This is a genomic window from Acinetobacter sp. 22323 (genome assembly GCF_052044895.1).
Taxonomy (GTDB): Bacteria; Pseudomonadota; Gammaproteobacteria; order Pseudomonadales; family Moraxellaceae; genus Acinetobacter; species Acinetobacter schindleri.
In genome coordinates, this window is the sequence record NZ_JBQEOL010000018.1 from 55122 (window position 1) to 65174 (window position 10053).

9 protein-coding genes are annotated in these 10053 nt (G+C 44.5%); 7 read left to right on the top strand and 2 right to left on the bottom strand.

Annotation, left to right across the window (positions count from 1 at the left end; all coding sequences use genetic code 11):
* The first annotated feature begins 8 nt into the window (after positions 1–8).
* A complete protein-coding gene (locus ACTJIX_RS12100; protein ID WP_076754866.1) occupies positions 9–368 on the top strand; it encodes a RidA family protein in 360 nt (119 codons plus the stop codon).
* A 151-nt stretch (positions 369–519) separates the two neighbouring features.
* The gene (locus ACTJIX_RS12105; RefSeq protein ID WP_004893307.1) at positions 520–1947 is read left to right on the top strand and encodes an amino acid permease; all 1428 of its coding nucleotides are present in this window, start codon (positions 520–522) and stop codon (positions 1945–1947) included.
* Between the two features lie 64 nt (positions 1948–2011).
* Here the strand turns inward: ACTJIX_RS12105 and ACTJIX_RS12110 are convergent, their stop codons facing one another.
* Both ACTJIX_RS12110 and ACTJIX_RS12115 read right to left on the bottom strand, forming a co-directional pair.
* Positions 2012–2464: a CopD family protein gene (locus ACTJIX_RS12110; protein ID WP_004893309.1), complete on the bottom strand. Its 453-nt coding sequence runs from the start codon at positions 2462–2464 to the stop codon at positions 2012–2014.
* A 23-nt stretch (positions 2465–2487) separates the two neighbouring features.
* Positions 2488–3717 carry a beta-ketoacyl synthase N-terminal-like domain-containing protein gene (locus tag ACTJIX_RS12115; protein WP_004811172.1) on the bottom strand — a complete coding sequence of 410 codons (1230 nt, stop codon included), beginning with the start codon at positions 3715–3717 and terminating at the stop codon, positions 2488–2490.
* Between the two features lie 276 nt (positions 3718–3993).
* On the opposite strand from ACTJIX_RS12115, the gene ACTJIX_RS12120 reads away from it, so the two are divergent.
* From ACTJIX_RS12120 to tuf, 5 genes are all read left to right on the top strand, one after another.
* Positions 3994–5496 carry an EcsC family protein gene (locus ACTJIX_RS12120; protein ID WP_004893310.1) on the top strand — a complete coding sequence of 501 codons (1503 nt, stop codon included), beginning with the start codon at positions 3994–3996 and terminating at the stop codon, positions 5494–5496.
* Between the two features lie 169 nt (positions 5497–5665).
* The gene (gene rpsL / locus ACTJIX_RS12125; RefSeq protein ID WP_004648013.1) at positions 5666–6040 is read left to right on the top strand and encodes a 30S ribosomal protein S12; all 375 of its coding nucleotides are present in this window, start codon (positions 5666–5668) and stop codon (positions 6038–6040) included.
* A gap of 182 nt (positions 6041–6222) precedes the next feature.
* Positions 6223–6693 (top strand): 30S ribosomal protein S7, encoded by a 471-nt coding sequence (gene rpsG / locus ACTJIX_RS12130; RefSeq protein WP_004279240.1) that lies wholly within the window; start codon positions 6223–6225, stop codon positions 6691–6693.
* Positions 6694–6823: 130 nt separating this feature from the next.
* Positions 6824–8959, top strand: coding sequence for an elongation factor G (fusA, locus tag ACTJIX_RS12135; RefSeq protein ID WP_004811169.1), 2136 nt, complete (start codon positions 6824–6826; stop codon positions 8957–8959).
* A gap of 93 nt (positions 8960–9052) precedes the next feature.
* Positions 9053–10053 (top strand): elongation factor Tu (gene tuf, locus ACTJIX_RS12140; protein WP_440611478.1); only part of this gene is annotated, 1001 nt, incomplete at its 3' end.

The window sequence follows — 10053 nt, forward strand, 5'->3', positions numbered from 1 at the left end:
AATTTATGATGGAACATAGCGATATTCAACGTATCCGCAGCAATCAGGTGATGAGTGCTGCCACTATTCACAACAAGACCGTGTATTTATCAGGGCAGGTGCCAACACGTACCGATCTGGATATACACGGACAGACCTTGGAGGTCTTTGCCAAGATTGATGAACTGCTTGCGCTGGCAAATACTGATAAAAGCCGGTTGCTTTCGGCGCAATTATTTATCAAGCATTTAGCTGACTTTAACAACGTAAACCAACTCTGGGTGGAATGGCTGCAAGGTCATGACACTCCGGCACGTGCCACTATTCAGGCGGATCTGGTCAATCCAGACTGGCTGATTGAAATTGCAGTGATTGCAGCACAGCCTTAAGAGCTTCTGATATTTAAGATCTCCCAACTTAATTTTGTAAGAACATCAGACCCAATCATTTAACTTTTTAAATGAAACTACATCTGAATCAGGATTTCAGGAGGAAATCTGATCAGGTGGGCAAGAGCCTGATGCGAAAAAGGAACTGAAGATGAATACTACACCCTCTAGAGATGACGCAGCGCCGTCGCAACATGAGCTACAACGCAAGTTATCTAATCGGCATTTACAACTGATTGCCATTGGCGGCTGTATCGGTACCGGCCTGTTTATGGGTTCGGGGAAGACCATCGCCTTGGCTGGCCCTTCGATCCTGCTGATCTATATGATCATTGGCGGAATGTTTTTCTTTTTAATGCGTGCTCTTGGTGAAATGCTGCTGTCGAATTTGCAGTACAAGTCTTTTATCGATATGGCGCATGATCTGATTGGTCCGGGTGCAGGCTATTACATTGGCTGGTCGTACTGGTTGGGCTGGGTTCTGGTTGGTATTGCTGATCTGGCTGCGATTATTAACTACCTGAATTTCTGGTTACCCGAGGGTACAGTCTTTACCCCGATGGGACAGGCGCTGATCAGCGCTGCCTGTGTGCTCTTGATTTTGGGTATTAACCTGGTGACAGTAAAACTCTTTGGTGAGATTGAATTCTGGTTTGCCCTGATCAAGATTCTGGCAATTATTGGCCTGATTTTTGTTGGTGGCTATATGGTCTTTAGCGGTTTTCAAGCACCAAGTGGTGCGACGGCCAGCTTTAGTCATGTCTGGTCAGATGGGCTGTTTCCGAAAGGTGCGACTGGTTTCCTGGCAGGTTTCCAGATCGCGATGTTTGCTTTTGTGGGGGTGGAGCTGCTAGGTACCATGGCAGCTGAAACCAAAGATCCGGAAAAGAATTTACCTAAAGCCGTCAATGCGATTCCAACCCGTATCATTCTGTTCTACGTATTGTCATTGCTGGTGATTATGGCAGTCACGCCATGGAGCCAGATTCCCGCGGATCAGAGTCCGTTCATCAGCCTGTTCTTATATGCGGGGATTCCAACGTCCGCCATTATCATGAACTTTGTGGTCTTGTCTTCCGTGATGTCTTCGATGAACAGTGGCGTATTCTCCACCAGTCGGATGCTGTTTGGTCTGGCGCGGGGTGGTCAGGCACCGCAAGCCTTGGCGCACCTGTCGAGCCGAGCAGTTCCGGCGAAAGGTCTGATGTTCTCCTGTACTTTTATTCTGCTGGGTGCAGCATTCCAGTATTTTGTACCGAATACGATGGAAGCCTTTACCCTGGCGAGCTCACTCTGTGTGATCCTGTTTATCAGTATCTGGAGCATCATCATGGTGTGCTATATCCGTTACCGTAAGCAGCAACCGGAAAAACATACTGCTTCGACCTTTAAAATGCCGGGCGGGGTGTGGATGTCTTATATCGTGCTGGCATTCCTGTTCTTTGCGTTGGTGATTTTGAGTCTGGAACCAGATACCTTGAAAGCCTTGATGATCAGTCCGTTATGGCTGTTGATTCTGGCGGTGACCTATCGTGTGTTGTATCTGCCGAGAGTTCGTAAGCTTCAGGTAGAGATGTAAATTTTAGAATCTAAGACATAAAAAAATCCCCGAATGATCGGGGATTTTTTATTGAGTAGCTAAACTAGAAGGTAGGTTTAACCACCACCAGAATCACCACTGCAAATAAGAGCAGGGTTGGCATCTCATTAAAATAACGCCAAAACTTGTGCGACTTGTAATGGGCATTATCAATCAGCTTCTTGCGGTAATAACCACAGACCAGATGGTAAATCACCAATAAGCCGACCAGGCCGACTTTAAGGTAGAACCATAAGGCTTCATGATAATGACGTGTTGCATCACCCCAATCCACCAGAAAGTGTGCTGTAATCAGGGTGGCCAGCATGGCTGGCCACATGATGCCACGGTACAGCTTACGCTCCATGACTTCAAAGCGTTGATGACTTACGGCATCTTCGCTCATGGCATGATAAACATATAAACGTGGTAAGTAGAACAAAGCCGCGAACCAGCAAACCACTGCAATAATATGTAATGCTTTTACCCAAAGGAAAGCATCAGAAGGAGCATCCATCAAGTCACCCTAAATTGGGCAGCTTAGCCTTCCCATTTTTTGAAGATGAGACAGGCATTTACGCCGCCGAAACCGAAACTGTTACTCATCACAGTATTCAATTTTGCGTCACGTTTTTCAAGCACGATATCAAACGGTTTCGCACCTTCATCCAGTTCAGTCACGTTGATGTTTGGCGCAATAAAGTCATTTTGCATCATCAGAACTGAATAAATTGCTTCTTGAACGCCAGCAGCACCCAGGCTGTGACCTGTCATAGACTTGGTCGAGCTGAGTGAAGGAACCTGGCCTTCACCAAACGCACGTTCCATTGCCTTAAGTTCTGTAATATCGCCTGCTGGAGTAGAGGTACCATGCGTATTTACATAGTCAATCTTGTCTACACCATGCTGTTTTGCTTCTTCTAAAGCCATCAATACACAACGCGTTGCACCTTCACCACTTGGCGCAACCATATCGGCACCATCAGAGTTCGCTGCATAAGCTACGACTTCCGCAAGAATATTGGCACCACGTGCTTGAGCGTGTTCAAGGGATTCAAGCACCACGAAGCCGCCACCGCCAGCAATCACGAAACCGTCACGGTCTGCTGAATATGGACGGGATGCAGTTTCAGGTGTGTCATTGTATTTCGAACACAGTGCACCCATCGCATCAAACAGCAAGCTTTGAGACCAGTGATCTTCTTCACCGCCACCGGCAAGCATCAAGTCCTGTTTACCCAATTGAATCAGGTTATAGGCATAACCAATCGCATCAGCAGAAGTTGCGCATGCGCTGGTAATTGAGTGAGCAATACCTTGAAGTTTAAGCGCTACACCAACGTTGGCTGTAATGGTATTTGACATATTACGTGGTACGAAGAACGGGCCAATTTTACGTGCACCTTTTTCTTCGAGTAATTTCGCCATTTCTATTACAGATGCTGTTGAGTTACCGCCTGAGCCGCCTGCAATACCATAGCGTGGGTTGCCCGCCAAATCTTCCGGTTTCAGACCAGCATGCTCAACCGCTGCAATTGCCGAATTGTAGGCATACATGGCACAAACACCCATAAAGCGTTTGAGACGACGGTCGATATTGTCAAAATCCTGCTCAGCAGCCGCGCTGACATGACTTTTAAAGTTTAGTTCAGCATAGACTGGATTTAAACGTGTGCCTGAAATCCCGTTTTGTAAAGAGTGAGTTACATCTTCCAATGTATTTCCGATGCATGAGTTAATACCCATACCAGTGATGACAACACGTTTCATCTACAGATCCTTATAGTTCATCTTTATGGTCAGGGGAGATATTTAGCGTTTTCATCAAGCGTTAAATATGGTGCTGACCCATTGTTCACAATGAGGAACATCATAACAGAAAGATTTTTGAAATCTTATGGCAAATGTTATGCCCAGTACGCTGTACATTCGAATAGAGATTCCTACACAGAGGGATTACTAAATGAAACAGAATAAGGTTGAGATAAACGCTGCTAGCACCTAGTATTTATACAAAATACAAGCACGTGCACGCTGAGGTAAGGAATGACAAATACCAATAATAAACAATCAAATGGCTTCATCTCCAGTGCGTTTGGAGTGGCGAAAAAGTTCAGTACAACAGGTTTGGATCTATTCAACCATGTTGCACCTGATTCAGTTTCGAAGGTCACACAAGCGCTGAATGTAGATAAGGTGGTCAATGGCGCAGCTCAAGCCAAGAGTCCATTTGAATCAAAAAAATACGACAATCCACAGGAGATGTTACGTGAACATCTACCGAGTGTATCGCGCCAGTTGTTTGGCCGTCATTTCAATACAGTGAATAATGTTACGCATTTCATTTCGCCCAAGTTTAGCGAAAAAGTGTCAGATTATTTCTTTGATCATCTGAATCAGTTTACCAATGACATCAGTTCAGTAGATGCCGTTCTCGATGAAGCGGGAGTGCGTGATCTGGAAGAACTCACCCAGGATGTCGATCGTTCTAAGCGCATTTCTCAAGCGTTCGGTGAACAGAATAAATGGATTGCTGCAGTTCAAGGTGCATTCTCAGGGGCAACTGGGGTAATTGGTACAGCAGTGGATATTCCTGCATCTTTGGTGCTGGCGCTGCGTACTATTTATCAGGTCGGCCGTTCTTATGGCTTTGACTTAAGTAAAGAAGAAGATCAGGATATCGTGCAGCATATCTTCCGTCAGATTGATCTGAGTCTGATTGCAGAAAAGCAAACTGTATTGTTGGGCTTAAGAGCGCTAGGTGCTACTTTAAAAACCCATGACATTTCCCAGTTACAAGCCATGTTGGGTTCAAGTAATGATACTGAGCTGCTACGTAAATTTCTGCATCAGGAAGATGGTCAATCGAAATGGGAATGGATAAACCATATACCGAAAGTTTCCCTGATTGAACAACTATCTAAATTGGTACCGTTAGCGGGTGCTGGGGTAGGCGCAGTATACAGTCGCCGTTTTGTCGAGGATGTTAATCAGAAAGCGCAGGATGTGTTCTCGAATGCACGTCAATATCTGCTACAGCATCGTGACAGCTCTGTTTCTGTTTTAGAGGCCTATGAAAAATCTAAAGCATTGCTGCAACAGGCTGCACCAAAACTACTGGAAAATATCAAGAAAAATGGTCATACCGGAGATGAGTTAATTTTAGATAAAGAGATTCCGATTGAAGGGAATGATCATATTACTCAGGTAAAAGTGCTGAAAAAGACAGATTCTCAAGTCACAGATGAAGCAAAAGATGAAGAGGTCAGTGAAGGCTTGGATTCATTAGCTGATAAGTTGGTAGAACCGGTTGCGGATAAGCATGTACAGCAACCAGCACTGAGTGAGCCGGCACCTGAAGATATCGAAGATACGCTTGCGCAAGCAGAAGCTGAGGGCGATGTCACAGACGAGGCTGAAGTCGCTGCCGCTGATACTAAAAATGATCAGAGCGAAGCAGATACGGAAACTGCACAGCAAAAGCCAAAAAAAGCGACAAAATCTTCTGCTAAAAAATCAACGGAAGATGTTACAAAAGATGCAGATTAATCTGTAAGAAAAATAGTAAGGATATGAAAGTAATAAGCAATTGTAAGCAAGAGCGGATGTGGATTTGCCTGCTTCTATCATGTTGACCAATTTTGCATCTTGACTTACAATTGCATGCCCTCAAAAAGTAGTAGTTTTTGGGGCTTTTTATTAACGGGAGAATTGCCAAATGGCAACAACAAATCAGTTGATCCGTAAGGGTCGTACGACTTTGATTGAAAAATCTAAAGTTCCTGCGTTGAAGGCTTGTCCACAGCGCCGTGGTGTTTGTACACGTGTTTACACAACTACACCTAAAAAACCTAACTCAGCAATGCGTAAAGTTTGCCGTGTTCGCTTAACTTCAGGTTTTGAAGTTTCTAGCTACATCGGTGGTGAAGGCCATAACCTGCAAGAGCACAGTGTTGTTCTTATCCGTGGTGGTCGTGTTAAAGACTTACCAGGTGTACGTTACCATACCGTTCGTGGTTCTTTAGACTGTGCTGGTGTTAAAGATCGTAACCAGTCTCGTTCTAAATACGGTACTAAACGTCCTAAGAAATAATTGATCTTTCGAGATTAACTTCTTAGTTCGCTAGAACTGCAATCCTTTATCGTCTCGCTTGTCTGATTTCTGCATTTAATTTTGTGAAATTCAAGCGACGTGTAGTAAGGCCAGCGAATGCACATGACACTTTGTGCTAATGCTGGATAAACCTGAAGTGTCATATTTATAGGTAGTTTAAAATGCCAAGACGTCGCGTAGTCGCTGCTCGTGAAATCCTTCCGGATCCGAAATTCAGTAGCCAAACAATCGCTAAATTCATGAACCACGTAATGCAAGATGGTAAAAAATCTATTGCTGAAAGTATCGTTTACGGTGCTTTAGACCGCGTTCAAGAAAAATCTAAAGTAGATCCGGTTGAATTTTTCGAGACTACTCTTGAAAAAGTTCGCCCTATGGTCGAAGTAAAAGCACGCCGTGTTGGTGGTGCTACATACCAAGTACCTATGGAAGTGCGCCCATCCCGTCGTACTGCCTTGGCTATGCGTTGGTTAGTAGATGCTGCTGCTAAGCGTTCTGAAAAAACTATGGCTTTACGTCTTGCTGGTGAGTTGCTTGATGCATCTGAAGGTAAAGGCGCAGCGGTTAAAAAACGTGAAGATGTGCACCGTATGGCTGAAGCCAACAAAGCCTTCTCTCACTACCGTTTCTAAGCAAATAAAACAGGCCCTTATCAGGACGGTGATGATATGGGTTTTACCCAATTGTCATCAAAGCGCTTTAAGTTGCTAGCAACTTAAAGCGTCCTGTTTTAAACAACAAAATTTAGGAATGCAAGAGATCATGGCTCGTCAAACCCCAATTTCTCGTTATCGTAATATTGGTATTTCTGCGCACATCGATGCGGGTAAGACCACAACTACTGAACGTATCTTGTTCTACACAGGTGTATCTCACAAAATTGGTGAAGTACATGATGGCGCAGCAACAATGGACTGGATGGAGCAAGAGCAAGAACGTGGTATCACCATTACTTCTGCTGCTACCACTACATTCTGGTCAGGTATGTCTAAGCAGTTCCCAGAACACCGTATCAACGTAATTGATACCCCGGGACACGTTGACTTCACAATCGAAGTTGAGCGTTCTATGCGTGTTCTTGATGGTGCATGTATGGTTTACTGTGCTGTAGGTGGTGTACAACCTCAGTCTGAAACTGTATGGCGTCAAGCTAACAAATACCAAGTGCCTCGTTTAGCATTCGTGAACAAGATGGACCGTACTGGTGCAAACTTCTTCCGTGTTGTTGAACAAATGAAAACACGTCTTGGTGCGCACCCTGTACCTGTAGTAATCCCTGTTGGCGCTGAAGAAAACTTCCAAGGCGTTATCGACTTGATCGAAATGAAAGCGATCATTTGGGACGAAGCTTCACAAGGTATGAAGTTCGAGTACGGCGAAATCCCTGCTGATCTTCAAGAAACTGCTGAAGAATGGCGTACAAACATGGTTGAAGCTGCTGCTGAAGCTTCTGAAGAGTTAATGGACGAATACTTGAACAATGGCGATTTGACTAAAGAACAAATCGTTGCTGGTCTACGTGTTCAAACATTGGCTTGTGAAATTCAACCAATGCTTTGTGGTACAGCGTTCAAAAACAAAGGTGTTCAACGTATGTTGGACGCAGTAATTGAATTCTTGCCATCACCTACAGAAGTTAAAGCGATTGAAGGTGTTCTTGACGACAAAGCTGAAACTAAAGCGATTCGTGAAGCATCTGACGAAGCTCCGTTCTCTGCGCTTGCGTTCAAAATCATGAACGACAAATTCGTAGGTAACTTAACTTTCGTACGTGTTTACTCTGGTGTTCTTAAACAAGGTGATTCTGTTTATAACCCGGTTAAATCTAAACGTGAACGTATCGGCCGTATCGTGCAAATGCACGCGAACGATCGTCAAGACGTTGAAGAAATCCGTGCTGGTGACATCGCTGCGTGTGTAGGTCTTAAAGACGTAACTACTGGTGATACACTATGTGATGAGAAAAACATCATCACTCTAGAACGTATGGAATTCCCAGAGCCAGTAATTGCATTGGCTGTTGAACCAAAAACTAAAGCTGACCAAGAAAAAATGTCTATCGCTTTAGGTCGTTTGGCTAAGGAAGATCCATCATTCCGCGTTCGTACTGACGAAGAATCTGGTCAAACCATTATTGCTGGTATGGGTGAGCTTCACCTTGACATCATCGTTGACCGTATGAAACGTGAATTCAACGTTGAAGCGAACATTGGTAAACCAATGGTTGCTTACCGCGAAACAATCAAAAAGACTGTTGAGCAAGAAGGTAAGTTCGTACGTCAAACTGGTGGTAAAGGTAAATTCGGTCACGTATACGTACGTTTAGAACCGCTTGATCCTGAAGCTGGTAAAGAATACGAATTCGCTGAAGAAGTTGTAGGTGGTGTAGTACCTAAAGAATTCTTCGGTGCAGTTGACAAAGGTATCCAAGAACGTATGAAGAATGGTGTCCTTGCTGGTTATCCAGTAGTTGGCATCAAAGCGACATTGTTCGATGGTTCTTACCATGATGTCGACTCTGACGAATTATCGTTCAAGATGGCTGGTTCTTATGCCTTCCGTGACGGTTTCATGAAAGCAGATCCTGTTCTTCTTGAACCTATCATGAAAGTTGAAGTAGAAACTCCAGAAGACTACATGGGCGATATCATGGGTGACTTAAACCGTCGTCGTGGTATGGTTCAGGGTATGGACGATCTACCTGGTGGTACTAAAGCAATTAAAGCTGAAGTTCCACTTGCTGAGATGTTCGGTTATGCAACTCATATGCGTTCTATGTCTCAAGGTCGTGCGACTTACTCTATGGAATTTGCTAAATATGCTGAAACTCCACGTAATGTGGCTGAAGGCATCATCGCTAAGTTCCAGTCTGGCGGTAAAAAAGGTGACGACGAGTAATCTTTCGATTACTATAAGCCCAAACTAATTCATAGTTAAAAACCAAGCGCTCATGCAGTGATCCTGCATGAGCAGTTCAAAAAGGAAGATCTCATGGCTAAGGCTAAGTTCGAACGTAATAAGCCACACGTTAACGTGGGCACAATTGGTCACGTTGACCATGGTAAAACAACTTTAACAGCTGCGATTGCAACTGTATGTGCGAAGAAATTCGGTGGTGAAGCGAAAGACTACGCTGCAATTGACTCTGCACCAGAAGAAAAAGCACGTGGTATTACCATTAACACTTCTCACGTAGAATACGATTCTCCAACTCGTCACTACGCTCACGTAGACTGCCCGGGCCACGCCGATTATGTTAAAAACATGATTACTGGTGCTGCTCAGATGGACGGCGCGATCCTTGTATGTGCTGCGACTGATGGTCCAATGCCACAAACTCGTGAACACATCCTTCTTTCTCGTCAGGTAGGTGTACCTTACATCGTTGTATTCTTGAACAAATGCGACCTTGTAGACGACGAAGAGCTTCTTGAGCTAGTTGAAATGGAAGTTCGTGAACTTCTTTCTACTTACGACTTCCCAGGTGATGACACTCCAGTTATCCGTGGTTCAGCTCTTCTTGCGCTTAACGGCGACGCTGGTCAATATGGTGAAGCTGCAGTTGAAGCTCTTGTTGAAGCGCTTGACTCTTACATCCCAGAACCAGAACGTGCAATCGACCAGGCATTCTTGATGCCAATCGAAGACGTATTCTCAATCTCAGGTCGTGGTACAGTAGTAACTGGCCGTGTTGAGACTGGTATTGTTAAAGTTGGTGAGTCAGTTGAAATCGTTGGTATCCGTGATACACAAACAACAACTGTAACTGGCGTTGAAATGTTCCGTAAACTTCTTGACGAAGGTCGTGCGGGCGAGAACTGTGGTGTTCTTCTTCGTGGTACTAAGCGTGAAGACGTACAACGTGGTCAAGTACTTGCTAAACCAGGTACAATCAAGCCGCACACTAAATTCGACGCAGAAGTATACGTACTTTCTAAAGAAGAAGGTGGTCGTCATACTCCATTCCTTAACGGTTACCGTCCACAGTTCTA